This window comes from Sphingobacterium thalpophilum (genome assembly GCF_901482695.1).
In the GTDB taxonomy this organism is placed as follows: domain Bacteria; phylum Bacteroidota; class Bacteroidia; order Sphingobacteriales; family Sphingobacteriaceae; genus Sphingobacterium; species Sphingobacterium thalpophilum.
Genome location: NZ_LR590484.1, coordinates 5,576,229 through 5,601,319 on the forward strand (window position 1 = coordinate 5,576,229; position 25,091 = coordinate 5,601,319).

Here is a 25,091-nt window from a genome sequence, read left to right on the forward strand (position 1 = left end):
TAACTATAAATTGGAAACGTTAACAAATGTTAATTTGCACAATAATTAAACTATTTGGCGTTATACATTGTAATAGTAATATTACACAGCACATATATCATAAATTTAAGTAAGCATCGTGAAGAAAAAAACATTATCTATTTTCTATGTATCCCTATTGATTTGTTCAGCCTCAGCCATACAGGTAAGTTGTTCTTCCAGTTCATCTAAAGAAAATAACAAAGAAAAGCCCGTTGCATTGCCTATTTACACGGTTAAAAAATCAGATGCAACAACGATCAAAGACTATTTGGGCACCATTGAAGGAAAAGTCAATGTGGAAGTACGGCCACAGGTTGAAGGCCTGCTTCAGGAAATTTATGTTGATGAAGGCTCCTTTGTACAAAAGGGACAGAAGCTATTTAAGGTGGACCCGTCCACCTATCAGGAAAATCTCAACAATATGATTGCGACCGAGCAGGTGGCCCGCGCCAAACTGAAGAATGCCCAGCTGGAGGTGGACAGATTAAAGCCTCTGGTGGAGAACGACGTCATCTCCGACGTAAAATTAGCTTCTGCAAAGTCAGATTATCAGGTTGCCAAGGCCACGCTTGATCAGGCTATTGCCGCTGTACGCTCCGCTCAGATCAGCAAAGATTTTACCATCATCACAGCGCCGGTAAGTGGCTATATCGGCCGCATTCCCAAACGGATCGGCAACCTGGTATCCAAAGGTGACAAGGAGCCGCTTACTTATCTTTCAGATATTCAGGAGGTCTATGTTTATTTCTCCATGAATGAGTCAGACTTTCTGTACTTCTCCAAAGCGCAGGCAAAGAAAGACAGTCTCGAAGGCAAAAAATACAATCAGAACCATAAACTGGTATTTCCCGAGGTCACACTCGTGCTCGCCGACGGCGAAGAATATCCAAAAAAAGGAGTGGTGGATGCTGTCAACGGGCAGATCAACCGTACCACAGGCGCTATTTCCTTAAGGGCGACCTTCCCCAACCAGGACAACATCCTGCGTTCGGGCAGTAGTGGGACCTTAAAAATTGCAGAGGTAAAAAAAGATGTGCTGCAGGTACCGCAGATCGCGATCAACGAACTGCAGGATAAAACCTATGTCTATGTACTGGACCAGAACAATAAAGCGCAGCGCCGCAACGTGCAGCTATCTGGCAAGAGCAAGGGCAATTACATCGTATACGCGGGTCTGGAAGAGAACGACCGTGTCATTACCAGCGGATTTGATAAACTGACCGATGGCTCGCCTGTAACACCTATATCTCAAAACTAATTATCTCATCCTGTTGCCTGCTTTGAAGGAGCCCGGACGTGCTCTTCGGGGCGGGCCTAGAATTTTATTATATGCTAAAAACATTTATAAACAGGCCAGTTTTAGCCACTGTTATTTCAATTATTCTGGTGATATTGGGCTTGGTGGGATTAAAGCTGCTTCCCGTATCACGTTTTCCCGAAATTGCCCCACCGAGTGTTCTGGTCTCGCTCAGCTACCCCGGAGCAAATGCCGAAACCGTAGCCAAGAGCGTCCTTCTCCCCATCGAAGAAGCCATTAACGGCGTCGAAGATATGACCTACATCAAATCTTCGGCCTCCAATTCAGGTTCGGGTAGTGTGTCGGTCTATTTTAAGACAGGGACAAATCCTGATATTGCTTCCGTCAATGTGCAGACACGGATATCGAAAGCCATCAGCTCCATTCCTGCCGAAGTGAATGAAGCTGGGATAACGGTGATGCCGCGGCAGACGGGTGTGATTATGACCATAAATCTTTATTCCGACCATCCCGACAGCGCCTATGACGAAACTTTCCTGCAGGCCTATGCGCAGATCAACCTGATGCGGCCTTTGCTGCGTGTCGACGGCGTGGCCCAAGTATCGCGGCTCGGCGCCAGGGATTACGCTATGCGCCTATGGCTCAACCCCGAAAAGCTTGCGCTGTATAACCTCGTCCCACAGGATGTGATGAATGCAATCAAGGATCAGAACTTTGAAATTGCACCCGGCAAATTTGGCGAGACTTCAGACGAAGCCTTCGAAACCGTCATCCGTCATAAAGGGCGTTTTACCACGCCCGAAGAATTTCAGAGTATAGTGATCAAAACCAATAACGACGGCTCTGTACTTTACCTCAAAGATATAGCCCGTGTCGAATTCGGTGCCACCAACCTGAGCAGTGACAATAAGGTCAATGGCCATCCCGGTCTCACGCTCAATCTGACACAAACCAGTGGTTCCAATGCCCATGACATCGATGTTGCTGTCCGCAAGGTATTGCAGGAGCAGGCCAAGTCTTTCCCCAAAGGACTGCATTACGAGGTGACCTATTCGGTACGGGATCAAATTGATGAATCAATCAGCCAGGTTGAACACACGCTCTTCGAAGCGTTTATCCTGGTCTTCGTGATCGTGTTTATCTTCCTCCAAGATTTTCGGTCGACCCTGATTCCAGCAATTGCCATCCCGGTTTCTTTGGTGGGAACCTTCTTTTTCTTGCAGCTTTTCGGCTTTTCACTCAATGTATTGACCATGTTTGCCCTCGTGCTGGCGATTGGTATCGTCGTCGATGATGCCATTGTCGTGGTCGAAGCCATCCATGAGAAGATGCACAGTACAGGCTTAAAACCCAAAGCTGCAACCCTGTCGACCATGTCAGAAATTACGGGTGCCATTCTTTCCATCACAATGGTCATGGCTGCCGTCTTTCTGCCTGTCGGATTTATGGAAGGACCGGCAGGGATATTCTACCGGCAGTTTGCCTATACCCTGGCCACGGCAATTTTAATTTCGGCACTCAATGCACTGACCCTGAGTCCGGCCCTTTGCGCCTTATTGCTCAAAGCGCCAAAACATGGTGGAGAAGACCCGCACAAGTCCAAAGCAGGACAATTCAAGGATCGCTTCTTTAAAGCGTTTAATACGTCCTTCGACCGGCTGACAGCGCGTTATGTATCGGTTGTGCAGCTACTGATCAACCATAAGCGTATTGCTTGGGCAGGGCTCGTTTTGATCACCGCCATTGGTGTGATCTTGATGATCAATACCCCAAAAAGCTTTATCCCGACCGAAGATGATGGGTTTATTACCTACAATATTGCCTTACCTCCCGGAGCATCGCTCAGCCGGACAACCGAAGTGCTGCACCGGGCAGACAGCATATTGAAGAAAAGGCAGGATATTGAAGGCATGACCACCGTATCGGGTTTCAATGCATTGGATGGCAGCTCGAGTCCTGCTTTCGCCGCAGGTTATATTACACTTAAGCCCCACGCCAAGCGTAAGCATATCAAAAATATCAACGCTTTTATGGACACGGTGCGAAATGACTTGTCACAGATCAATGAAGCGACGTTCACGGTATTCCCCAGACCCACCGTCCAGGGTTTTGGCGATTTCGCCGGAATAGAAATGGTCCTGCAGGACCGTATGGGAGGCGATGTCAGAGATTTCAACATCATCGCTGACACCTTCATCAGTCAGCTCAACAATCTACCCGAGATCCGTAGCGCCTATACCAGCTTTAAATCCAATTTCCCACAGTATGAGGTCAATATCGATGCTGTTAAGGCTAAATCCTTAGGCGTCGAGATCAAAGATCTCATGTCAACCATACGCGCTTATTTCGCGCGGGTACAGGCTAGTGACTTCAATAGATTCGGCCGGCAATACCGCGTCTATGTACAATCTGACTTTGACTTCCGTAAGGATCCCGAATCTTTTAACTCGATATTCGTGCGCAACAATAAAGGTGAAATGGTACCGATCAATACGATCCTGACATTGGAGAAAACAGTCGGACCGGAAACAATAACTCGCTACAACCTGTACAACGCGATTTCGGTCAATGTGACACCTGCCGAGGGATTCAGCACAGATGACGCCATGCAGGCCATCCAGAAACTGGCCGACGATAAGCTGCCCGGCAATTATGGCTTTGAGTGGACAGGGATGAGTTATGAGGAAAGCCAGTCGGGGTCGCAGACCATTCTGATCTTTATACTAAGTATCTTGTTTGTATATTTTCTACTCTCAGCACAATACGAAAGCTATGTGCTGCCCTGGGCCGTCCTGTTGTCCATTCCCGTTGGTCTGATCGGCGTCTTTTCGGTCATCAATCTGGTAGGCCTTCAAAACAATATCTACGTACAGGTGGGGCTAATTATGCTGATCGGCCTGCTGGCCAAAAATGCGATCCTGATTGTGGAGTTCGCTGTACAGGAGCGCAATAGCGGCAAAAGCATTGTAGATGCTGCCATCAGCGGGGCCAAACTCAGGCTTCGCCCGATCCTGATGACAAGCCTTGCCTTTGTCGCAGGACTCGTGCCATTGATGTGGACCGTCGGCCCCTCCGCCATTGGCAATCATTCCATCAGCTTCAGCGCCGCAGGAGGCATGCTGTTGGGCGTCGCCTTTGGTATTTTTATCATTCCGGTTCTCTTCGTAGTCTTTAAAGAACTGGACGAAAAATTACACGATAAGCTAGCTAAAGAAGAAGAATAATGCAGAATATAAAAAAATACATTTCCGGATTATGTGTAGCAGCGGGTCTGTTACTGTCGACAAATGCCTGTAAGGTCGGAAAAGATTATGTTCAGCCCAAGATAAAGCTTCCGGAGTCTTTCCGGGGCGACACGCTGGACTATTTTGGCGATACGTCCAGCATGGGTCTGATCCACTGGCAATCCTTTTTCCATGATCCGACACTCAAACTATTGATTGACTCCGCCCTCGCCAACAATTTTGAAATGAAGACCGCTTTGCTCAATCTCCAGATTTCCCATCGCGTACTGGCACAGAATAAGGCAAATTACCTGCCGGGCGTCAGTGCCAACATCGCCAATGCCAGCCGCACATGGCGGTCAAAAGATTTTGGCAGCGGCCCATTGACGAAATATTACGATCGGAAAGGCGAAAAAGCGCCCGAAAATATGTTTGTCTACCAGTCGCAGTTCTCTTCTGACATCAGTTTTAGCTGGGAAATTGATATCTGGAAGAAAATTGGCAGCAAGCAGGAACAGCTTCTGGCCGAATATCTCGATACCCAAGAAGCGAAAAATGCGATCCAGACCAATATCATCACCTCGGTAGCAAAAGGGTACTTCAACCTATTGATGCTAGATGCCAAAATAGAAGTCGCCAAACGCAACGTACAATTGAACGACAGCACCCTGCGCATGATCAAGCTGCAGTACAACGCCGGTGAAATTACCGCCTTGGCTATACAGCAAACCGAGTCGCAACGGCTGCTGGCCGCCTCTCTTGTACCCGAACTGGAGAAGCAGATTGTCATCCAGGAAAACGCCCTGCAGACACTGACAGGCAAACTTCCCGACAGTATCCGGCGCGGTACATCTTACGAGCACCTGTTTGCGGAGAGCAAGGATATCTCCCTGGGCTCACCGATCGAGATCATACGCAACCGGCCCGATATACGCTCGTCCGAATTGCAGCTTATGGCAGCCAATGCCAATGCCAACATTCAGCAAGCCATGCGGTATCCTGCCCTTAATATCGGTGGCGTTCTGGGCGTCAATGCAATGCTGCCCAAAAATTGGTTTAACATCCCCGGTGCACTGTTGGGTGGGATCAGCGCTGGACTGACGGCGCCGATCTTCAAAAACAAAACCTTGAAGACACAGTATGAAGTGGCGAGGCTCGAGCGGGATAAAGCCGAAATCCAGCTGCAGCAGAAAGTGGTTGAAGCGGTGGCTGAAGTATCTAACGCTGTGGTCACGGTGGATAAACAAAGGGAGCAACTCGAACTGGCAAAAAAACGGGTCGAAAATGCACACCTCGCAGTAAAAAATGCAAGCTTGCTATTCAAAAGTGGTTATGCCACTTATCTGGAAGTCATCACCGCACAGAGCAATGCCCTGGATAGCGATCTGGATCTGGTTGAACTCCGCCAACAGCATCTTGACGCTTTCGTCGACCTGTACCGTTCTTTGGGTGGGGGTTGGAGATAAAGATTTAAAAGTTTATTTTTGCTGTATGACGCCAGAAGAATTAAAACAGTACTTTGAATCCATTGATTTACCACAAACATTGGAAATTCAGCAGGATATGCAGATAATCGATGTGCAGCGATTTATCAGCACCAGTTTTATCCACGTTGGATTATGGAAAAAAGACCTGAACAAATGTCCTTCCTGGATCAGGCTCCTGAAATTCAAAGCAGCATTGGAAAATAAAGAAAAAGCCTAACGGGATGTTAGGCTTTTTTTATACTTGGGACGCGAGTTTTTGCATTAACTCCGCCATTTCTTCCTTGGAAAAAATCTGCTCCGCTCCTGCTTGCAGCATCTGAACTCTTTCACTTTCATCGCTGCTCGAGGTCAGCCCAAATATACGAACGGAAGGAAACCTCTCACGAACGATCTTTGCGGTCTCAATACCATTTAGTTTGGGCATATGCAGATCCAATATGCAAACCCCCGGAAGATCCTGCTCCTGCTCCGACAGATAGTCGATCAGTTCCATACCGTTGGCAGCGCAATAAACTAATTCCAATGAATGAGATTGAGCCATCGCCCTCATCATCACGTGATGAATCATCGCATCGTCTGCGTAGACAATCTTACATTTAATTTGGGTATTCATTCGAAAAAGAGTTCATTCAACTAATTAATACAATAAAATTATATAACTATGCAATAAAAGTAAAAATATCGAAAGAAGTTCGCAATAATTATGTTAATATGCAAATTAAATTTCAAAAAGAACAAACGTAAAGGGCTCATTAAGTTTTATGGAGATCACAAAATAAGAACATCATTAGGTAGCAATAAAAAAGATTTGGTTAGTAAAATCCACCATCAGGGCACAGCAAAAAGAAACAATACCGTCGCAATAAAAATTAGAAATCATCTTCCATGATTTCAGCCACACGTCCTATCTGTCCATCCGTCAGGCGTACTTTTATTCCCCGAGAGTGGTATGGCGCTGATGTCAGCAAGTCCTTTACAATACCTTCCGTGAGGCGTCCCGTCCGCTGATCTTTCTTCAGGATAATATTCACAAGCATCCCGGGCTTTACATCCGCTCTATTTCTTCCATCCATAACCAAACTTAGATAAATTGTTTTTCATATGCAAGAAAAATACACTTCCGATATGAAAACCATGTATAAAGTTATGACGAAGAGACCCAAAAATAAAAAGGAGTCCTCATTTCGAAAACTCCTTTTTCATCCGGCACCCCGAAGGTCAGCGGATCCAGCTTCAATTCATTTAAACCAAACTGATGCCGGAATATTTATTTAAATAACTTAAAAATATCATTACCAAATATGAACACCATCAGTGCCAGCAAGATAAAGAAACCGACCATCTGTGCTTTCTCAAGGAATTTCTCGCTCAATGGTTTTCCTTGTATCATTTCGATCAGCAAAAACAGAACATGGCCGCCGTCCAGCGCCGGAATCGGCAGCAAGTTCATAAATGCCAAAGCCATGGAAAGCATACCGACCAATGACCAGAACCGGATCCAATCCACTTCGGTACCAAATAATGTCGCTATACCGATCGGGCCCGATAAGGCTTTGTCGGCACGCACCTCGCCTTTGAATATCTTGCCAAATCCTTTAGCATTATCGGTGATAACGGTAAAAGCTTTTTTGGCACCTATGGGAAAAGCCTCCATCAAACTATAGTTTGTTGTAAAAGGCTTGATGGAATAATCGTGACTGATTCCTATGCCCAACATGGCATCAGCAGGCACATTTCCCGTTAAGGATACTTCCGCACCGGCACGGATCACTTTAATTGCAACCGCCTTGTTGATATTCGCTTTGATCACTGCTCTAAACTGGTCAAAGAACGGTACCTGTACATCGTTAACAGCAACTATGCTATCCCCTTCTGCAAACCCCATCTTGCTTGCTACCGACCCCGGTGCGACCTGAACAACGTGAGTTGTCTTGACCCGCGGTTCGATAAATTTTTCTCCTTTTTTATCCGAAAGAGTATTCAGCAGGTCTGCAGGCACCTTGATTTCCTGTGTCGCACCGTTACGTTCTATGGTAAGCGTAACACCACCCATCAGTACTTTGGAACTGATCAGCTCCGAATAATTCTCCACGCGATGTCCGTCAATGGCAAGGACCTTATCCCCTGCTTTGAGACCGATGGATTCACCGATTGTGCCCGGAACGATACCATTGACCAGCTGGTCCATCTTGATATCCGTATTGCCCATTTTAAAGGTCAGCATCCAGAACACCAGGATACCGACGATAATATTGACAATGATACCGCCAAGCATGACGATCAGACGCTGCCAGGCTGGCTTCGAGCGGAATTCCCAAGGCTGGGGTTCGCCTTTCAGCTGTTCGGTATCCATCGATTCATCGATCATACCCGCGATCTTCACATATCCGCCAAGAGGTAGCCAACCTATACCATATTCACAACCTTTATAATTGAATTTAAACAACTTCACTCCCCAGGCATCAAAGAACAAATAGAATTTTTCCACTTTAATTCCAAATGCGCGCGCTGCTAAAAAATGCCCTAACTCATGTAGAACAATTAAAATTGACAGACCTAAAATGACCTGCCCGATCATAATTAAAACACCCATGTATCTTTCTAATATTAGTCTTTGATTATTTCTTTTGTTAGTAAACGTGTCAGCCGGTCTGTTTCCAGATAATCTTCCAGCGTTGGACTGGCTATAAAATCCACTTTGCTCAATGTCTCCTCGATGATGTCGCTCATCTGAAGAAATCCGATTTTCTCTTTCAGGAATGCTTCTACCACTACCTCATTGGCAGCGTTCAAAATACAGGATTTATTTCCGCCTGCACGTAAGCTGTCGTAGGCCAGCGCGAGATTGCGAAAAGTATCCATATCCGCCTGTTCAAAATGTAATGCCGGATAATCCATAAAATTAAAACGTTGGAAATTATTTTCAAATCTGGCCGGATAGGTCAGGGCATATTGAATAGGAAGCTTCATATCCGGGAGTCCCATCTGTGCTTTCATCGATCCATCCCTAAATTGAACCAAGGAATGGACGATGGACTCTGGATGTACGACTACATCCACCTGGTCTATATTGAGGTCAAAGAGCCATTTCGCTTCGATCACCTCTAAGCCCTTGTTCATCAAAGAAGCCGAATCGATGGTAATCTTAGCTCCCATTGACCAATTGGGATGCTTGAGCGCCTGGGCTTTAGTCACCACAAGCAGCTCCTCGCGCTTCTTTCCCCGAAAAGGACCACCTGAGGCCGTTACATAAATTTTTTCAATCGGGTTATCGCTTTCACCGACCAGGCACTGAAAGATTGCCGAGTGCTCCGAATCAACCGGAAGCATATTCACTCCATATGCTCTGACCAGTGCCATGATCAACTCACCGGCTACGACCAGCGTTTCCTTGTTGGCCAGGGCGATATCTTTACCTCCCTTTATCGCAGTCACCGTAGGTCTCAAGCCTGCCGAACCGACTATTGCATTCAAAACGATGCTGATCTCCGGATATTGTACCGCTTCGATCAATCCCTCTTCACCCAGCAGGACCGAGATGTCCTGATATTGTAAGGCCTCTCTGACCTTGTTATATTGACCCGGATCGGTTACAACCACCGACTTGGGTTTAAACTCTAATGCTTGTTTGATCAGCAGATCGCCATTGCTGCCACAGGTCAGAACGACCGCCTCAAACACGTCTGGAAAGGCTCTAATTACATCCAAGGCCTGTGTGCCTACACTGCCCGTTGCCCCTAAAATGGCAATTCCTTTTTTACTCAAAACCTTCGCTATTTGTTAAAATATATTATTCAAAATCTTTGGATCTTCCCCGCCGTGGTAATCAGACATCATCGCGCGATAGGCTACCGAAACCACAATGCATGCCAAAGGCACCACCAGAAAAGAACTCACAAGGTTCAAAATAATAAAAATTATGTAATATTCTAAAAAATTAAAATATGCCTGCAATATCTGAAAAAATGCAAACACTGCTAAAATCAACAACAGCTTAAACACGTTACCCTTTGTCAATGCAAAACTAAAACGCAGCGATTTAAGCGCTCCTGCATGTTTATCAATAATGAAAAAGGGGTAAAATGCCACGCGGATAATCAGGAAAAAAGTTAATATCGCGGCCAGGAAAACAACAAAAAAAGTAAAGTTGCTCATCAGCTCAGCCCGGTTTTCTCCGTTTTCAAATAAATAAAGAAAAGGGAAAGAAACGACTCCGAGAATCATCAGCAGGGCCACAGAAAGGACCATGATGCTGAGCATCGCCCCGAAAAAATAAGCGAGTTCCTTACTGCTCGGAACACAGTGGATCAATTTTTTATCATGATTGCCATCAATCAGGCAGAGTATATATTTGAACAAGGTCAAATTCAGTCCAAAATACAGCACCATGAAGAAAAAAGCCATAAAGCCGCTCAGCACAACATTGAAATCACTGATTGTTGTCGCCAGATAATTGGATAAACCGGATGTTACAAATAATAAAAAGCACAGCCCGGCAACAGAAAAATAATGCTTCTTGAGCAGCTCCCACGATCTATTAAAAACATCATTTACGGCAAAAGTACTTTCCTTTAGGAATTGAATCATTTTTTTATGAATAAACTTCTACAAAGATGCCATTATTTTTAATCTTCAACAATTTACACCTACATAAAAATGACATTTTTTTATACGGCATCCGGAAACTTCAGTAAGCTACGCTCCGCCCCCTTATCTCCTACCATTTTCTATCCGCAGGTCTGTCATATCCGTCAGCGGGATCAGCTGATTCACTGCGCAAACCAGCCGGAAAGCTGAATATTTCATAAAAAAAGCTGTTCCCTTTACAGTCGGAAACAGCTTTTTCGTCCACACCATAAATGTTTTATTTAAACTCTTTTGGAAGTGGTTTCTCCAATAGGTATTGATAGTAGAAACGAGCACGTTCATTAAAGTCGTACTTGCTTTTGGAACGGTCAAAACCATGACGGCTCCCCGGATAGATCATCAGCTCAAATGGTACATTGCGGTCGGTCAGTCTGTCCACCAGCTGAATGGTATTCTGTAGGTGGACGTTATCATCTATATCGCCATGCATGATACGTAAGACACCTTTATAATTGTTGACATAACTCAATACAGATCCGGCTTTGTAGCCTTCCGGATTATCCTGAGGCGTATCCATCCAGCGCTCGGTGTAATGACTGTCGTACAGATCCCATGAGGTCACCGGAGCTCCGGCAATTCCAAAATCAAATACGTCTGCCGCCTTGGTCATCGCCAGACAGGTCATATAACCGCCATAGCTATGTCCCGTGATCAGCACTTTGTTTTTTGCTACCCATGGCTGCGATTTCAACCATCTTACAATGGTCGAATAATCGATAATCTCCCAATGCCCCAAATTGCGGTGCATGTAAGCAACCCCCTGCTTACCGAAATGACCCGATGCCCGATGATCGGCCGAAACCTGAATAATTCCGGCATTGGCCCAATACTGATTGCTGGTGCCTTTCCAGGTATCCTTCACCGTCCCCGCATCAGGGCCTCCGTAGATACTGAATACGACCGGATAAACCTTGGACTGATCAAAATCAGCCGGATAGGTGATGGTCAGCGGCAGATCAAACCGTCCGTCGTCCGATTTGATGTGCGTATATTCAGTTTTGCCATAAGCATAATCGTTGAAATCTGCCGCTTTGCTGTCGGCAAGCTGACGCAGCACTTTCCCCTGATTATCCACAAGAGCAACGCGGTCTGGTGTGCTTACGTTGGAATAACGTGTGATAAAATACTTTCCGTCAGGCGATACCGTAACGTCATGCGAATATTCACCAAAGGTGAGGCGCTTGAGGTTTTTGCCCGAATAATCGACACGATATAGATCCATACGTGCTGAGTTCTCCTTTCGTGCCGTAAAATAAAGCACTTTGTTTTTCTCATCGATGCGTTTGATTTCAGTCACCTGCCATTCCCCTGAGGTCATCGGATTGACCAAAGTGCCGTCCAGTTTATACAGATAATAATGCGCCCAGCCCGTTTTGTCTGATTTTAAGATATAATACTTGTTATCCCCCAGATAGGTAATGCGCTCATCATGATCCAGATTGATCCAGGATGCCTGACGCTCGTCGTAGATTTCTTTTTTAGCGCCTGAGTTGGGATCAACCTGATAAAATTTTAAATTGTTCTGGTCACGGTTCATCCATTGAACCATGACATTCTGGCTATCGAAAGCCCAATATGGCTGCCCAAAATACTGATCGTCTTTTTCGTTAAAATCTGCCCAGATTACTTTGCCACCCTCAAGATGTGCAATACCAACCTTTACCTCGGGGTTGGGGTCGCCCGCTTTCGGATATCGGGTCTCCTCAAGGTAACCATGCTGTCCTTTTGACGAATAAATCGGAAACATAGGCACTTTGGTGTCATCAAAGCGCATAAAGGCTATCTTCTTGCTGTCCGGAGACCACCAGAAGGCTTTATATTTGGTCGGGCGTCCCAGAATCTCCTCGTAATACACCCACGAAGACCAGCCGTTGTATATGACATCGGTCCCGTCCGTTGTGTACTGCGCCTCCTGACCGGTATGCACGTCTACACTATATAAATTACTTTTGCGGGTAAAAGCAACATATTTCCCGTCAGGAGATAAGGTGGGATTCTGTTCGGCAATGTCAGGAGAGTGAGTCAGTTTCTTTGCCGTACCATTTCCGTTTTTGATAAAAATATCATTATCTTCCACATAGACGACGGTTCCCTCCTTTGGCGGAACGGTATAAATGCTTCGCTTCCCCGATTTAACATTGACCTGATACAGATGGCCATCATTAACGTCATTTTCGAGATAAGCACCTGCATCTGCCCAGCCCGGATACTGGTTTATGCGTACCGTCAGCGACTGCTTCTGTCCCCACGACTGCGCGAAATCCAATTTCTTCTGTGCGATAGTAAGATCATGCACAAAAAACACCATAGATGCACTTAAGAGCACTCTTGATACTGTATTCATTAATTCTGGATATGTTTATTAATTATTTCCGGCTAAGATAAAGAATTGCGGTAAATAACGATAATTTTAGCTGTAACAAGCTTATGCAGCTGTTCGACGCGTCTCTAAAAATGATTGTCGAACAATCTGAGCTGCACACCCGTTTTCGGAAACTCGTTTTCATCCACGAAATTGGAAACGGAAATCCCCAGCAGACGCACTTTGTTGGACAAGGTTAGCTTAGTGAGCAGGCTATGCGCCGTCGCATAAATTTTGTCCTCTGCGTCGAAGCTGCTATCCAAGGTGATGCTACGCGTCAGCTGCACAAAATCAGCATATTTTAGCTTAAGGGTGAGGGTTCTGCCGGTAATCTCTTTTTTATCCATCCGTGTCCAGAGCTGCCGGCTCAGCCTTTGTAAGACCGCATTTAGTTGTTCGATACTCCCAATATCCGACTCAAAAGTATCCTCTATGCCTACCGATTTACTCAGGCGGTTGGGAGTTACCGGCCGCTCGTCAATTCCCCGAACGATACGGTAAAAGAAATGCCCTGACTTACCGAACCAACGCACCAGATCATCCTCCCGCTGCTTCTTAAGATCCAAGCCCGTAAACAGGCCGAGTTCGTGCATCTTTTTGGCCGTTACCTTGCCCACTCCGAAGAATTTATCCACAGGCAGCCCCTCCATAAACTTCATAATTTTTGAGGGACCAATAAAAGTCAACCCATTGGGTTTGTCCATATCGGAGGCAACCTTCGCGACAAACTTATTGACCGAGATCCCCGCTGAGACAGTCAGATCAAGTTCCGTCCTGATCGCACTCTTAATTGCCCTTGCGATCTCAATGGCAGAACCTATCCCCTGCTTATCTACCGTCACGTCGAGAAACGCTTCGTCCAGCGACAAAGGTTCAATCAGATCCGTATAACGGTGGAAGATCTCTCTGATCTGGAAGGACACTTGCCGATACACGTCAAAACGTGGTCGGACAAACAATAGATCTGGACATAGCTGCAGCGCCTTGCGCGAACTCATCGCCGAACGAACGCCAAATTTACGGGCTTCATAACTCGCCGTGGCCACCACGCCACGGCCATCTGGCGAGCCGCCCACAGCGATGGCTCTGCCGCGGTACTCCGGAAAATCCCGCTGTTCAACAGATGCATAAAATGCATCCATATCCAGATGGATAATTTTACGGTGGGCCTGTGACGAATCCATAGGCCAAATTTACAAAAATTAACAAGATTCTTTTTTCCTTATGCCCACACTGTTAGCTGTCAATTTTTTATCTTTAGCTGAAATTAAGGAGTCCGTAGGGTTAAAACTAAATGGGGCGCATATTGTTTATAGCATGACGCGCCGAAGGATTAAACTACAGGTCAGCAGTTAATAAACGTTTATTGTAAAAGAAAACAGTACAAAAAGTTATGGAAAATTTACCGGAACAAAAAAGACAGAAATCAGGGTTTAAGAAATTTCTGTTCCTATTATTGCTATTTTTGATCGTGGGATTCGGATCGTATGTTTACTGGAAATACTACTATGTCTTTGGTGAAGGTGTAAAATCCGGATACTTAAATTACGCTGTCAAAAAAGGAAATGTATTTAAAACCTATGAGGGAAAGCTTATCCAAGAAGGATTTGGCCGTGCGAAAACCGGTGGCATTGCCAGCAACCAATTTGAATTTTCGATCGAAGATGACTCTGTCTTCCGTCAGCTTGAATTAAATAGTGGTAAGTATTTTGATCTTCGGTATAAGGAATATCACGGCGTACTGCCTTGGCGCGGCAATACAGTTTACATTGTTGATCAAATTATCAATATGAAATGACAAAGGAGGGGGCACTTCCTCCTTATTCCGTCAGCACATCGCGCACGACAAGCGTCCGGTCAAAATAGCTTTTTAATACAGTGCCATCGCCATGCAATGTCCATACTTCCCTGGGAGCGACGAGCTGAATATACCGCAGAATGTCGTTCCAGTCTACATGATCAGAAATATAGAGTTCAATATCGTTCTGTGCCTGCAGCCGCTTCCAGCCTGAGGCAAACGCCCGTAATACCTTAGTCGCCCGAAAATAACTGTTGAAGGTCATGGGTGGCACCAGATACACTTTATTTTGGTCACCCTGCCTCATTTCACGTCGGTTGTAGGGTTCGTATTTCAATTTTTTAAAGCCGTGTTGGTCGTAAAGACGATGGTAAGGCAAGATACCGTTGTGGACCAGCACTTTTTTGTCGGGACAATAGCTGTTGATCAGATCAGTAATCCGCTGCGCTTTACCCAGCACATAGGTGCCCAGCAGAATATTACTGGCATGGCCCTCCAGTTTCCGGATCTCCTGCACTGGATCGGGATGTATAATATCGGGGTTGGCAAATGTGCTCTCCGTGATCAGCACATCAGCCTGCTGCACTTCAATAGCTTCACAGGTTTCATCTGACTGCAGCTTATAGTCGCCGGTATAGAGATAACGGACTCCTCTATATACCATCAGGATCTGTGCCGAGCCCAGTATATGCCCCGCGGGCAACAGGGTGATCTCTACCGATCCGATAGTAAAAGCCGTACGAAACAATTTGACCTGATAAGAATCTTTACGTCTCTGCTTATATCGATAGTCCATAAATAGCGCCGTACCATGCGTACAATAAACGTAATCATGTCCCGAGCTGGCATGGTCGCCATGGGCATGAGAAACAATATTGTGAAGTACGGGACTACTGGCATCGATAAAGAAATCGCCATAACGGCAGTAAAAGCCTTCAGGTTTTCTGACCAAGAAGTCAGCCAATATCATAGACATATGCTTATTTAAGAAATTTCTGATGTAGTGTCCACACCTGAGGTAGTAGTGGTGTGATACCGTCGTTAACGATGACAAAGTCGGTCAACTGCAATTTTTCTTCATCAGACAGTTGTTTGCTGATGCGTTCGCGCACCTGCTGCTCGGTCATCCCGTCCCGGTGCATCACCCGCTGAACACGGAGATCCAGGGGAGCGGTAACCAATATCGTGTAATCGAGCTCTTTGTACGACCCACTTTCAAACAAAAGCGCCGCTTCCTTTAATGAGTAACGGGTCTTTTGGCGTGCTGCCCAGTCTTTAGCTTCCTGAATAACGATAGGATGCACAATGCTATTGAGGATCTGCAGCTTTTGCGCGTCAGAAAACACTACACGAGCTAAGAATGCTCGGTCCAGCTGTCCATCCTTATACACGGCCTGGCCAAATTGGGCCACCAGCTTTTCTCTGATACGGCTGTCGGTGTTCATGAGCTTTTTGGCCTCCTCGTCTGCATTGTACACGGGGACGCCGAGCATCTGAAAAAGCCTGCAGATGAAGGTCTTGCCCGAACCGATTCCTCCGGTTATTCCTATTTTTAATCCCATCAATATTCGTTATTTACGTACAAAGAAATCCACATTCTGTGGCACTATACTGATAATCTTACAATAATCAGGCACCTTGGTCAGAAGGACCGGAAGATATTGCACCTCGTTCTTCTCCCAGTCTGCCAGGTCGACGACGGCTTCAAAATCACGTGAGGTATACTTGTTATAATCCTTGACCGACATAAGTACAGTGATGACCACCTTACTGGGATTGGGCCGCACGGAGCTATAGCGCTGACCGTTTTCCACCTTGATCGGCAGCTCAATAATTTTCTCTGTCAGCTCCCCTACCGGCATCAGCACCTCCACGGAGGTGGGATAAACATTAATATTCGCTTTTTGGTTGCGGGCCAGGTTGGCCACCGTGCGTACATCACGCTCCACATCCTTTCCACGTACTGTATCCGTTTCCCAATACTCGATCGTGGACACATCCTCGTACGGTCCTGTGATCGTCACATAAGCAGGAGTCACCTTTGTATCCGCGATAATGCCATATCCTCGCTTAAAGAAAATACTGGAGAGTGGTTTGACCGGAACTTTTCGCTGTGTCTGCTTTGAAAAATCGAAAAAAAGCGTATCCGGACTAACAGATATCACGCGCTGCTCGTGCGGAAACTGCCGGTTGATAAACCCCAGCTGGTTGGAAAATACAATCCAGTCCTTGGTTTTCAGGGAACTGAGGTCCACCTGAACCTTTGGTGTTTCGAGTGCAGCTTTGGAAAACAGAAATTGCCAGCCGGTCATCTCCAGCTTGACCTTCACGGTATCCGATTGCTGTGGGTGAAAAGCCCGCTTTTCGGGCAGGTTGACATATTCGATCGCCGCTTTGACCGTCACAGTATACTGGTTTGAAATCGAAAACAACAACCAGGCTAACAACGAAATTCCAACACAGCGCACAAAGATATTGATCTTGCGCCGCTGGGTCTTGTTTAGTCGAACTGCATGTGCCATGTTACAAACTTAATCAATTTGCGTAAAATATGATCGATGGAACTTGTAAAACTTGGATCACACTTCCTATAGACCTCCCTTTGCCCTCATTTGGCGCGCCATTACCATCCGGAAACAGACCAGGGTGCAACACGGCTAACCGGCCGATTGAATGACGGTTAGCCCTTCCATCGCCTGACGCTCTTTGGCAGATAAGGTCTTAAGCACTTCAGAAGCAGCTTCTATATCGCTCCTTTTGGCGTTAGCGCTTACTTCAAGAAAAAGTTCAGACACCGCGGTCCACAAGGAAGCTATTTCAACAAATGCCTGATAAGCCGTATATAGCTGTTCGATCTGCAGCAGTTGACAACTTTCTTTTAAAAAATCACGATATAGGTTCCGAAACAATGCACCGCCCGTACCTGCTCTTTCCATAAAGGTAGCGGCCATCTCAAATTCGCGAGCTTTGGAGGTACTGCCGTCAAACCAGCGCATGACCTCGCGGCTCGCCTTCAGAATTCCTTTATACGCGACATTGCTAATTGGTGGTGACAGGTATTCACGCGCGTTGTTGATCAGTGCTGTACGCAGAGCCATTTCGATATCAATGTCCTGAGGAGTCCGCTCTATTTGATAGTACAAATTCTTCGAAGCCATGGGACCTTTGGCCGCCCTGGCTCTGCCCAGACTGTCCAATGAGGTTTGGACCCTCCCCCCCTGCTGGCGTGTATCCACCAGGAAAGCAGCCTTGCTATCATAGCCATAAATCGCAGCATAATGACCCGCAAAATGAAAAGGGTGGGTAAAATACTCGAGATGATAGGCATCCAGCTTAAGGCCGACGACGTGTCCGTCATCCAGGAGCTGCTTAACTTCTTTCCAGGCTTTCGCCTTTGAAGAAGTTTCCTTGACCATAAGTTCCAGATGTAAATTTTTACAGATATTGCGGGTAAGCAGATCTGTTTTGATCCGCCCGCCCAGGAAAGGAAATTCCATGCCTTTCATTTTCCAATAAAGGAAGCTCAGCCCCTCACCAAGTCCAAAAAGCATAGGTTCTGAGAGTGTTATTCCTAGATGCTTCAATAATGTTCCTGTTGCCGTTGTTTCACAGTGTTGTCCGTCGAATACCTCTATAGTATTTATCATATCGTGTTTTTATTCAAAGTTAGTTTAGAGTAATGACAGCTACATGTCAACTACACGAGACGGACCTGCCATCGAAAAGTACATAGCGCAGGAATACGTATACAGCAAATGTGTTTAGGCATTGTCTGAACCTCGTCTTACAAATAGCAGCGAAAGAAGGTCTGGCGGCTTCGACGGTATTGAGCGACACATAAGGGGACATCACGGGACTAAATTGACACCAAATTCGGTAGTAATAGGGTAATTACAAGGATATAACAGGGGGTTAACAGGGGTATAACAGGGGTAAATCCCTGTTATACCCCTGTTATCTGAGTGTAAAAGTAGTGTTACTTCCTCTTTATATGAGAATTTGGTATTAACTTGGTACTAACTTGGTTATAAGTTGATGATAGCAATTATAAACTAATAAAGAAACGACTATGGCAATTTTACAGAACGGCCCGAACGGACCTATTACCGGAAAATTTGGCTCTGTCAGTGCTTATCTCCTGAATGGACAGAATATTGTACGTGGGCCAAAAAGAAAACGTACCTCTCCACCTAGCGAATCAGAGCTCCTAAACAGGAAAAAGCAAAAAATTGCTGGTAGATTTGCCGGAGACAATAAGGCGATATTTGATTTTGGCTACCAGTTTATGGCGGAAAAGGGCAGTCGCATAGGTGCATTCCAATTGGCTCAACGTCACATTTTCAAGGATGCCCTGGAGCTGGATACGGAGAACAATCCTTTTGTAAACCCCGAGAAGCTGATCGTGTTTGCAGGACAGTTGACACCATTGCCCAGTTGTGAAGTTAGCCTTCATGGTGATACGATTGATCTCAAATGGACCTCCAATGGTCAGTATGACGACAATATCTATAAACTCAACCTTGCATTGTTGGGTTTATATGGTGAGTCTCATTTGCAAACCTCAATTGCAGAAGTGAAACAAGGAGCGTGCACAATACAGTTTGATGGGATAAGTCGGAAAAATTGCGATTACCATGTCTATGTATGTATTTGGGATACATATAAAGGCGCCTTTTCAAACTCTACCTACTGCGGCGTAATATAGCAACAAACAAAGCACGTGCTGAGGCATGAAAACAGCCGGGACAGCCGACATAATCGTACATGGGTTGAAAGAGAGAAGAGGAGCAAAAAAGCCAGTCCATTTTGGAGACTGGCCTTTTATTTCGTTGAAAAATTACGTTTAAGCACTTTTTTCAGTTGCATTTGCAGCTTTTGAAGCATCCAAAGCAACCGCTGATTTATCAAATCGGATTCTTACACCGGAACCTACATCAACCAGAAATGTTGTGTCTGACACTTCCACAATGCGGCCGTGGATACCTGCTGTTGTAACGATCTTCGAGTTTACACCCAATTCTTCAATATATTTCTTATGTTCCTTTTGCTTCTTCATCTGCGGTCTGATCATGAAGAAATAAAATACCACAATGATTAAAACCATGGGTAAAAAGCTCATCATATTCCCGCCCGCTGCTTGTAATAATACTGTATTCATCTTTTATTTATTCGTTTAATAATTTGTTATTTCGCTAATACTTCACCTTTTAGCTGCACCGTAGTCATGCCATTGGAAGCGTTCGATTGGACGGTAATGATCTTTTGTTGCTTACCGACCTGTCCTTCGCTGTTAAAAGTCACATGGATTTCGGATGTTGCCCCCGGTAGAATCGGACTCTTCGAAAACTCAGGCTGAGTGCAGCCGCATGAAGCGGTTACTTTGGAAAGAATAACTGGGGCATCCCCAGTGTTTTTCAGAATAAAGGTATGTTTCACCTGTGCACCTTCCTTTACCTGCCCAAAATCAAACGCCGGCTCCTCAAACTCCACTTTCCCCATTTGGGCAGCTGCCTTAGAAAGACTGTCCGACGCGACCACTTCGCTGCTGACCTTTGCTTCTTCTTTCCCTTTCTGTGCATTGCCGCAGGAAACGAAAAATACCGCTGTCAGCGCTAAAACCGAATATTTACTCAAGTTCTTCATCGTTGATGTTTAGTTAATCCCTCAAACCACGACCTGCTTTCTGAATCCTACCCTGCTGATTCAGGTCGTTCAATATTTTGTCCAATATACCATTAATAAATGTATTGCTCTTTAAAGTACTGAATACCTTAGAGATTTCAATATACTCATTAATTGTCACTTTTACCGGAATCGACGGAAAATTTATTAGCTCACAGATGGCCATACGCATCAACAGCGTATCCATCAATGCAATACGATCGGATTCCCAGTTTTTTGTTTTCTCCGAAATAAGCTTCTGATATTCATTGGTATTGCGGATCGTTTTGCCCAGCAATGCCAAAATATAGTCACTGTCATCGTTCCAGTTTTGCGTGATCTCAGCCAGCTTGTTCTTACGCGGATCTTCCGAACTAAAGTTCTTAAAAGTCTTCGCAATCAAGGCCTGCAACACTTCTTTATCGACAGGCCAGTTGATGAATTTCTCTTCAAATACCTGCTCAATGACCGGAGATTTCAGAATGATTTTCTTGAAGATATGCTTGATGATATCTTTTTCCGTACCGATCGAACGGTCCTCCTGCTGCAGATATTCCAGATACGCTTCCGAATCTTTCAACTGCAAAAATACTGTCCGGACGATCTCTGGATCAAAGCTCCATGAAATCTTATATTTTTTGACGCCTTCTGCATATTGCGGATTTTGCCGCAACGACTCAATAAAGGTATTGGTACTCAATTTGGTCGTCAACGACAGATCTTTTTCAGTTGGCAAGAACTTGTTGGCTCTGCCTTCTGCATCGATCAGTACATAATCGGCTACTTCATCCAATAGATTCAGTGTCCAGATGTACATCTCATAGACTTCATCCACATTTTTTAATAGTGCTTTTTCAAATGTCTTGATGTCTTTGTCTTCTGAAAGACTGTACGCATAAAGCGTTTGCACTACTTTAACCCGCAGGTGTCTCCTGTTTAACATAGTAATTTTAAAGAACGATTTTTTATAAAATAATAATAAAGAACGATTTTTGGATTGAAGACTATCTCTTGATTTTTTTAATATCTTGGATACGTTTCTCCGCAATGCGATTGGCTGCGTCAAAGCTGGAGATGTTCTCCTCTTTTGATTTTTTCAACACCTCTCTGGTTGCATTATATATATTCTTGATCACAAATTCAGTGTGATCAACACCATAATTCTGAATTTCCGAATAACAGCTAATGAGTGCTCCTGCATTGATCAGGTAATCCGGCGCATATAAGATACCCCGTTGGTGAAGGATTGTGCTCGTGGCAATTTCATCTTTCAACTGGTTGTTTGCCGAGCCTGCAATGATACGGCATTGCATCTTCTGGGCTGACTCTGGATTTACGGTCCCGCCGAGGGCACATGGCGAATACACATCAAAGTCGTGATCGAACACTTCGTTATATGGAATAGGCTCAGCCTTATATTTGGCGGCGACTTTAAGCATTTTCTCTTCGGTAATGTCACTGACATAAACACGTGCATTTTCTTCGCGCAGCATAGCGATCAGACGCTCACCCACGCTGCCCACGCCATGGACGATCACCTTTTTGCCTGCAACACTTTCCGAACCGTAAAGTTCTTTGAGACAGGCTTTGATACCAAAATACACGCCCTGAGCTGCAAATATCGATGTGTCGCCGACACCACTGCCACGTATGGCTTTCGGCAAACCGGCCACATGTGTGGTTTCGGTGTAAATATACTCTAAATCCCGTTGGGTCGTACCTACATCAAGAGAAGCAATAAAATTACCGTTCAGTCCTTCAATGAACTGGCCCAAACGACGCAACAAAACTTCCGATTTATCCAAACGGCTATTACCGATGATAACCGCACTTCCACCGCCCAAGTTCAACCCCGTAATAGCTGATTTATACGTAATGGCTTTGGATAAACGTAAAGCATCCTCAATAGCTTCTTCTGTCGTTTCGTATGGCAGCATACGAACGCCACCAATCGCAGGTCCCAGTGTCGTGTCATGGATCGCGACGATCGCTTTTAGGCCCACCAATTCATCATTACAGAAAAATAAGTTCTGATGGCCGGACTGGCTCATCAATTCAAAAATAGAATTTTGAGATGTTGACATAAAATGTACTACTCTAATTTGTTTTAATTTTTTAAGGTACTTGATGCAAAAGTAGGAAATTTATTCGTTGCGCATAGTATCTTTTTTTATCCAACACTTAACATTTGATTTCCGAATGACAGTAAATTCGTCGAATTATAGAGCATTTTGCGGAATTAGTTCTACTTTTGTAAAGTAATATGAAGGATCTCGCCTACTTAAATAAGTACTTTTACAAATACCGCTGGAAGCTGGTTCCGGGCGTTATTTTCGTTATTATATCCAATTATTTCGGTGTCCTGCCAGCCAAAGTAATCCGCGAGGCCTTTGACCTCGTACAGGAAAATATTTACCTGTATAGGCTGTTTGACGGATTTGACCGACAGGAACTTATTTATCAGGTATTTGGCACGAGCTTGCTGTTCTTCGGGTTCGTCGTGCTGCTGCTTTCGCTGCTCCGCGGTATCTTTCTGTTTTTTATGCGGCAGACCATTATACTTACCTCACGTTATATCGAGTACGACCTCAAAAACGAGATATATAACCACTATCAGGAGCTTAATTTCGGCTTTTTTCGCAAAAACAATACCGGTGACCTGATGAGTCGCGCTACGGAAGATGTCAATCAGGTACGCAACTACCTCGGTCCGGCCATTATGTATGCGATCAATACGATTGTCCTGTCCATCATGGTGATCTATGCCATGTATAGCGTCAATGCACGGTTAGCAACTTATGCTCTTGCGCCGATTCCAGTACTTTCGGTTATCATTCTCTTCGTCAATAAGATTATCAACAAACGCAGTTTAAAGATTCAAAGACAGCTTGCCAAGCTGTCTTCCTTTGTACAGGAAACATTTGCCGGCATCCGTGTGATAAAGACGTATACCCGGGAACAGCATAAAATGCAGGATTTTGAAAAGGAAAGCACCGTCTACCGCAATACGGCCCTGGACCTGGTCAAAGTGCAGGCAATATTCTTCCCACTCATCTTGTTGCTGATCGGTCTCAGTACTGTGATTACCATTTATATCGGCGGGATCGAAGTGGCCAAGGGCACCGTCACTGCGGGTAATATTGCCGAATTCATTATCTATGTCAATCAATTGACCTTTCCGGCCATGTCGCTGGCTTGGGTGACATCCCTCGTACAACGTGCTGCAGCATCACAGAAACGTATCAACGAATTTTTAGAAACCGCATCTCCCATTGTCAATGGCAGTACCGAGAAGGAAATTGCTGGTAAAATTCAGGTGCAGAACATTTCTTTCACTTATCCCGAGACAGGAATACAGGCGATCAGAAACGTATCCTTTGAGGTACCTACCGGCAAAACGCTCGCGATAATCGGAAAAACAGGGTCGGGCAAATCCACGCTGGCCAATCTGCTGTTGCGTATGTATGATATCGACGGGGGCAGCATACAGTTTGACGGTATCGATGTAAAAGACTTCAACTTTAAAAACCTGAGGCAGCAGATCGGTTTTGTGCCCCAGGATGTTTTCCTGTTCTCGGATACGATCGCCAATAATATCGGCTTTGGCCTGGATTCCTTCAGCCAGGAACAGGTGGAACAGGCAGCAAAGGATGCTGCCGTGTATGATAACATCATCGCCTTTGAAGAAGGATTTGAAACTGCCGTCGGTGAACGTGGCATCACGCTCTCAGGCGGACAAAAACAAAGGGTGTCCATCGCCCGTGCGTTGATCAAAGAACCGAAAGTACTCATATTTGACGACTGCCTATCCGCTGTCGACACCAAAACCGAAGAGACTATCCTGCGTTCGTTAAACCGTATCATGAAAGGCCGCACCTGTATCTTCATTGCACACCGGATTTCGACCATCAAAAATGCAGACCATATTCTCGTCATGGATCAAGGAGAGATCATCGAACAAGGAACGCATGCCGAATTGATGGAAAAACAAGGTGAGTATTTTGAACTGCATGAAAAGCAATTGTTGGAAAGCGTAGAAGGTTAACTGCTGAACATGCCCTCTAAAATTTAAATATCCCTGAATTCCGCTAAAGAAAAGCAGCAGGATCTCTCCTACATTTGTCTTACACATTTAAGTTAAACATTTTATTTGGATAAGATCATGGAGAGAAAGCATGTAGAGCACTCATCATCAGACAATGGCAAAACGGTTGCCATCATTTCATACCTAACGTTAATCGGACTCATTGTGGCTATTGTCATGAACAATAAGGACAAAACTTCGCTGGGTCAGTTCCATATCAGGCAAAGTATCGGCATTACCGTAACGGGAATTGCTCTCGGGCTGTTGCGTTTTATTCCGGGGATCAGCGGTATCGTTTTAAGTGTGGTCGGCCTTCTTCTTCTTGTCGCGCTGATCTTGGGTCTGCTAGCGGCGTTCGCTGGAGAGGAAAAAGCACTTCCTTTTGTCGGCGAAAAATATCAGCAATGGTTTAACATGATTTAAGCTGTTCGCAGTCTACTGCTGTGCTAGCAGGCTGACAGCAACCGTACAGTGACGCCTTTTTGGATCATGTACGGACAGCAATTATCAGTCCTCTATACAGACATAAAAAAGGTCAAAATTCGTTTC

Annotated in this window: 23 protein-coding genes; 8 read left to right on the top strand and 15 right to left on the bottom strand. The window is 45.2% G+C overall.

Translation table 11 applies throughout. The features are described from left to right. The first annotated feature begins 118 nt into the window (after positions 1-118). The 4 genes from FGL37_RS23645 (at position 119) to FGL37_RS23660 (ending at position 6,207) form a co-directional block, all read left to right on the top strand. Positions 119-1,279: an efflux RND transporter periplasmic adaptor subunit gene (locus FGL37_RS23645; RefSeq protein WP_028068410.1), complete on the top strand. Its 1,161-nt coding sequence runs from the start codon at positions 119-121 to the stop codon at positions 1,277-1,279. 71 nt (positions 1,280-1,350) lie between these two features. Next, positions 1,351-4,503 (top strand): efflux RND transporter permease subunit, encoded by a 3,153-nt coding sequence (locus FGL37_RS23650; RefSeq protein WP_028068411.1) that lies wholly within the window; start codon positions 1,351-1,353, stop codon positions 4,501-4,503. Then, entirely contained in the window at positions 4,503-5,969 is a 1,467-nt protein-coding gene (locus FGL37_RS23655) for an efflux transporter outer membrane subunit (protein ID WP_028068412.1), read from the top strand. The genes FGL37_RS23650 and FGL37_RS23655 overlap by 1 nt, the downstream gene beginning before the upstream one ends. A gap of 25 nt (positions 5,970-5,994) precedes the next feature. Continuing rightward, positions 5,995-6,207, top strand: coding sequence for a DUF6965 family protein (locus tag FGL37_RS23660; protein ID WP_028068413.1), 213 nt, complete (start codon positions 5,995-5,997; stop codon positions 6,205-6,207). Between the two features lie 18 nt (positions 6,208-6,225). On the opposite strand, the gene FGL37_RS23665 is transcribed toward FGL37_RS23660, so the two are convergent. The 7 genes from FGL37_RS23665 to dinB form a co-directional block, all read right to left on the bottom strand. Continuing rightward, positions 6,226-6,603 carry a response regulator gene (locus FGL37_RS23665; protein WP_051606461.1) on the bottom strand — a complete coding sequence of 126 codons (378 nt, stop codon included), beginning with the start codon at positions 6,601-6,603 and terminating at the stop codon, positions 6,226-6,228. Between the two features lie 256 nt (positions 6,604-6,859). Continuing rightward, a complete protein-coding gene (locus tag FGL37_RS23670; RefSeq protein ID WP_028068414.1) occupies positions 6,860-7,063 on the bottom strand; it encodes a YwbE family protein in 204 nt (67 codons plus the stop codon). 194 nt (positions 7,064-7,257) lie between these two features. Next, entirely contained in the window at positions 7,258-8,583 is a 1,326-nt protein-coding gene (rseP, locus tag FGL37_RS23675; RefSeq protein ID WP_028068415.1) for an RIP metalloprotease RseP, read from the bottom strand. Positions 8,584-8,597: 14 nt separating this feature from the next. After that, entirely contained in the window at positions 8,598-9,755 is a 1,158-nt protein-coding gene (locus FGL37_RS23680) for a 1-deoxy-D-xylulose-5-phosphate reductoisomerase (RefSeq protein WP_037532119.1), read from the bottom strand. A gap of 15 nt (positions 9,756-9,770) precedes the next feature. Next, complete coding sequence (locus tag FGL37_RS23685; protein WP_028068417.1) at positions 9,771-10,577, bottom strand: hypothetical protein; 807 nt, start codon at positions 10,575-10,577, stop codon at positions 9,771-9,773. A gap of 277 nt (positions 10,578-10,854) precedes the next feature. Beyond that, complete coding sequence (locus FGL37_RS23690) at positions 10,855-12,981, bottom strand: S9 family peptidase (protein WP_051606463.1); 2,127 nt, start codon at positions 12,979-12,981, stop codon at positions 10,855-10,857. A gap of 104 nt (positions 12,982-13,085) precedes the next feature. After that, positions 13,086-14,183 carry a DNA polymerase IV gene (dinB, locus tag FGL37_RS23695; RefSeq protein WP_028068419.1) on the bottom strand — a complete coding sequence of 366 codons (1,098 nt, stop codon included), beginning with the start codon at positions 14,181-14,183 and terminating at the stop codon, positions 13,086-13,088. Between the two features lie 209 nt (positions 14,184-14,392). On the opposite strand from dinB, the gene FGL37_RS23700 reads away from it, so the two are divergent. After that, positions 14,393-14,797, top strand: a complete 405-nt coding sequence (locus FGL37_RS23700) for a hypothetical protein (RefSeq protein WP_028068420.1) — start codon at positions 14,393-14,395, stop codon at positions 14,795-14,797. Positions 14,798-14,819: 22 nt separating this feature from the next. On the opposite strand, the gene FGL37_RS23705 is transcribed toward FGL37_RS23700, so the two are convergent. The 4 genes from FGL37_RS23705 to FGL37_RS23720 all read right to left on the bottom strand — a co-directional run bounded on the left by FGL37_RS23705 (position 14,820) and on the right by FGL37_RS23720 (position 18,444). After that, positions 14,820-15,773, bottom strand: a complete 954-nt coding sequence (locus tag FGL37_RS23705; RefSeq protein ID WP_317132252.1) for an exonuclease — start codon at positions 15,771-15,773, stop codon at positions 14,820-14,822. 4 nt (positions 15,774-15,777) lie between these two features. Continuing rightward, a complete protein-coding gene (gene coaE / locus FGL37_RS23710) occupies positions 15,778-16,359 on the bottom strand; it encodes a dephospho-CoA kinase (RefSeq protein WP_028068422.1) in 582 nt (193 codons plus the stop codon). Positions 16,360-16,368: 9 nt separating this feature from the next. Further along, positions 16,369-17,319 carry a CdaR family protein gene (locus FGL37_RS23715; protein WP_028068423.1) on the bottom strand — a complete coding sequence of 317 codons (951 nt, stop codon included), beginning with the start codon at positions 17,317-17,319 and terminating at the stop codon, positions 16,369-16,371. A gap of 135 nt (positions 17,320-17,454) precedes the next feature. Next, positions 17,455-18,444 (bottom strand): BtrH N-terminal domain-containing protein, encoded by a 990-nt coding sequence (locus FGL37_RS23720; protein ID WP_028068424.1) that lies wholly within the window; start codon positions 18,442-18,444, stop codon positions 17,455-17,457. Positions 18,445-18,866: 422 nt separating this feature from the next. Here FGL37_RS23720 and FGL37_RS23725 point away from each other — a divergent pair, with 422 nt between their 5' ends. Next, complete coding sequence (locus FGL37_RS23725) at positions 18,867-19,502, top strand: hypothetical protein (RefSeq protein WP_028068425.1); 636 nt, start codon at positions 18,867-18,869, stop codon at positions 19,500-19,502. Positions 19,503-19,640: 138 nt separating this feature from the next. On the opposite strand, the gene yajC is transcribed toward FGL37_RS23725, so the two are convergent. The 4 genes from yajC to FGL37_RS23745 all read right to left on the bottom strand — a co-directional run bounded on the left by yajC (position 19,641) and on the right by FGL37_RS23745 (position 22,542). Beyond that, on the bottom strand, positions 19,641-19,955 hold the full coding sequence (gene yajC / locus FGL37_RS23730) for a preprotein translocase subunit YajC (RefSeq protein ID WP_028068426.1): 315 nt from the start codon (positions 19,953-19,955) through the stop codon (positions 19,641-19,643). Between the two features lie 26 nt (positions 19,956-19,981). Then, complete coding sequence (locus FGL37_RS23735) at positions 19,982-20,440, bottom strand: DUF1573 domain-containing protein (RefSeq protein ID WP_028068427.1); 459 nt, start codon at positions 20,438-20,440, stop codon at positions 19,982-19,984. Between the two features lie 13 nt (positions 20,441-20,453). After that, positions 20,454-21,401 (bottom strand): transcription antitermination factor NusB, encoded by a 948-nt coding sequence (nusB, locus tag FGL37_RS23740; protein ID WP_028068428.1) that lies wholly within the window; start codon positions 21,399-21,401, stop codon positions 20,454-20,456. Between the two features lie 61 nt (positions 21,402-21,462). Continuing rightward, entirely contained in the window at positions 21,463-22,542 is a 1,080-nt protein-coding gene (locus FGL37_RS23745; RefSeq protein ID WP_028068429.1) for a Glu/Leu/Phe/Val family dehydrogenase, read from the bottom strand. A 179-nt stretch (positions 22,543-22,721) separates the two neighbouring features. Here FGL37_RS23745 and FGL37_RS23750 point away from each other — a divergent pair, with 179 nt between their 5' ends. Next, positions 22,722-24,503: an ABC transporter ATP-binding protein gene (locus FGL37_RS23750; protein WP_028068430.1), complete on the top strand. Its 1,782-nt coding sequence runs from the start codon at positions 22,722-22,724 to the stop codon at positions 24,501-24,503. A 117-nt stretch (positions 24,504-24,620) separates the two neighbouring features. Next, the gene (locus FGL37_RS23755) at positions 24,621-24,965 is read left to right on the top strand and encodes a magnetosome magnetite crystal formation protein family (RefSeq protein WP_028068431.1); all 345 of its coding nucleotides are present in this window, start codon (positions 24,621-24,623) and stop codon (positions 24,963-24,965) included. Positions 24,966-25,091: the final 126 nt, after the last annotated feature.

Excerpts from the sequence above, each read along its gene's own strand:
- FGL37_RS23650 (WP_028068411.1), top strand. The coding sequence starts at position 1,351 with ATGCTAAAAACATTTATAAACAGGCCAGTTTTAGCCACTGTTATTTCA.
- FGL37_RS23655 (WP_028068412.1), top strand. The coding sequence starts at position 4,503 with ATGCAGAATATAAAAAAATACATTTCCGGATTATGTGTAGCAGCGGGT.
- FGL37_RS23660 (WP_028068413.1), top strand. The coding sequence starts at position 5,995 with ATGACGCCAGAAGAATTAAAACAGTACTTTGAATCCATTGATTTACCA.
- FGL37_RS23665 (WP_051606461.1), bottom strand. The coding sequence starts at position 6,603 with ATGAATACCCAAATTAAATGTAAGATTGTCTACGCAGACGATGCGATG.
- FGL37_RS23670 (WP_028068414.1), bottom strand. The coding sequence starts at position 7,063 with ATGGATGGAAGAAATAGAGCGGATGTAAAGCCCGGGATGCTTGTGAAT.
- rseP (WP_028068415.1), bottom strand. The coding sequence starts at position 8,583 with ATGGGTGTTTTAATTATGATCGGGCAGGTCATTTTAGGTCTGTCAATT.
- FGL37_RS23685 (WP_028068417.1), bottom strand. The coding sequence starts at position 10,577 with ATGATTCAATTCCTAAAGGAAAGTACTTTTGCCGTAAATGATGTTTTT.
- FGL37_RS23690 (WP_051606463.1), bottom strand. The coding sequence starts at position 12,981 with ATGAATACAGTATCAAGAGTGCTCTTAAGTGCATCTATGGTGTTTTTT.
- dinB (WP_028068419.1), bottom strand. The coding sequence starts at position 14,183 with ATGGATTCGTCACAGGCCCACCGTAAAATTATCCATCTGGATATGGAT.
- FGL37_RS23700 (WP_028068420.1), top strand. The coding sequence starts at position 14,393 with ATGGAAAATTTACCGGAACAAAAAAGACAGAAATCAGGGTTTAAGAAA.
- FGL37_RS23705 (WP_317132252.1), bottom strand. The coding sequence starts at position 15,773 with ATGTCTATGATATTGGCTGACTTCTTGGTCAGAAAACCTGAAGGCTTT.
- coaE (WP_028068422.1), bottom strand. The coding sequence starts at position 16,359 with ATGGGATTAAAAATAGGAATAACCGGAGGAATCGGTTCGGGCAAGACC.
- FGL37_RS23715 (WP_028068423.1), bottom strand. The coding sequence starts at position 17,319 with ATGGCACATGCAGTTCGACTAAACAAGACCCAGCGGCGCAAGATCAAT.
- FGL37_RS23720 (WP_028068424.1), bottom strand. The coding sequence starts at position 18,444 with ATGATAAATACTATAGAGGTATTCGACGGACAACACTGTGAAACAACG.
- FGL37_RS23725 (WP_028068425.1), top strand. The coding sequence starts at position 18,867 with ATGGCAATTTTACAGAACGGCCCGAACGGACCTATTACCGGAAAATTT.
- yajC (WP_028068426.1), bottom strand. The coding sequence starts at position 19,955 with ATGAATACAGTATTATTACAAGCAGCGGGCGGGAATATGATGAGCTTT.
- FGL37_RS23735 (WP_028068427.1), bottom strand. The coding sequence starts at position 20,440 with ATGAAGAACTTGAGTAAATATTCGGTTTTAGCGCTGACAGCGGTATTT.
- nusB (WP_028068428.1), bottom strand. The coding sequence starts at position 21,401 with ATGTTAAACAGGAGACACCTGCGGGTTAAAGTAGTGCAAACGCTTTAT.
- FGL37_RS23745 (WP_028068429.1), bottom strand. The coding sequence starts at position 22,542 with ATGTCAACATCTCAAAATTCTATTTTTGAATTGATGAGCCAGTCCGGC.
- FGL37_RS23750 (WP_028068430.1), top strand. The coding sequence starts at position 22,722 with ATGAAGGATCTCGCCTACTTAAATAAGTACTTTTACAAATACCGCTGG.
- FGL37_RS23755 (WP_028068431.1), top strand. The coding sequence starts at position 24,621 with ATGGAGAGAAAGCATGTAGAGCACTCATCATCAGACAATGGCAAAACG.